The sequence below is a fragment of the Xenorhabdus sp. Sc-CR9 genome, assembly GCF_963897815.1.
In the GTDB taxonomy this organism is placed as follows: Bacteria; Pseudomonadota; Gammaproteobacteria; order Enterobacterales; family Enterobacteriaceae; genus Xenorhabdus.
Genome location: NZ_CAWQTY010000095.1, coordinates 1 through 772 on the forward strand (window position 1 = coordinate 1; position 772 = coordinate 772).

The window sequence follows — 772 nt, forward strand, 5'->3', positions numbered from 1 at the left end:
GGTCGTGACTCTAATTTATTGATAGTGATGAATGTTCAGATAATATCCTATAATTCTGTCATGCATTTCGATGGATTTTGAAAAAGACAATGTTTTGCGAGTCAGTCTTGCCAAATGTTGACGAAGATTTAGGTTATGCCTCTCTATGCGTTGGGTATAACGCTTGCTGGCCACATGGCGTTTCCCTGAGAGAGCTTTTTCATAACTTTTCCAGCCATCTGTCATATAAATGATAATGTTAAAAGGAGCCAGTAATGCCAATAGGCGCATTAATGTCTTTTTGGTTCTTGGGCCAAAAACATGGGCGATCACTTTTCGTCTTATCCTATCGTAGGCATAAAAGAGCCAACGGGGCTGCTTCTTTGACTTTACGTAAGACCATTGTTCATCCATTTCGCAACAGACAATCACTTCGGTGCCGGGTTTTATCGCTTCTGTTACCGATTTGGGTTTGAGTTTTTTAAATGCCGAAGGACGGTATTCAGGCCGATCCCCATCACTCGTGCTGTTGCCCGACACCCCATCCCATTCATAGCCATATCGACGATTTGTTTATGGGTACCGGGACGACAAGCGGCATAAGTGAACGCCAGTTGCCAGGAGTAACGGCAGGATTGGCAAAGATAACGTTGGTGACCAGAACGCGAACGCCCATTGCGATGGATCCCTTTCACGGCGGAACAAGAGGGGCAAGTCACATCAATCTTTGCCATTTGAATGTTCTCCAAATAGACAGACTATACATGATTCAATAGATTGATGTCACGACCCA

1 protein-coding gene is annotated in these 772 nt (G+C 44.3%); it reads right to left on the bottom strand.

Annotated features, from left to right (window positions below):
• Positions 1 to 15: 15 nt before the first annotated feature.
• Positions 16 to 713 (bottom strand): IS1 family transposase gene (locus tag AACQ81_RS04415; RefSeq protein WP_237388504.1). Its coding sequence is split into 2 segments (ribosomal slippage): positions 16 to 464 and positions 464 to 713, totalling 699 coding nucleotides; the frame shifts between segments, so codons are not numbered across the junction.
• Positions 714 to 772 lie beyond the last annotated feature (59 nt).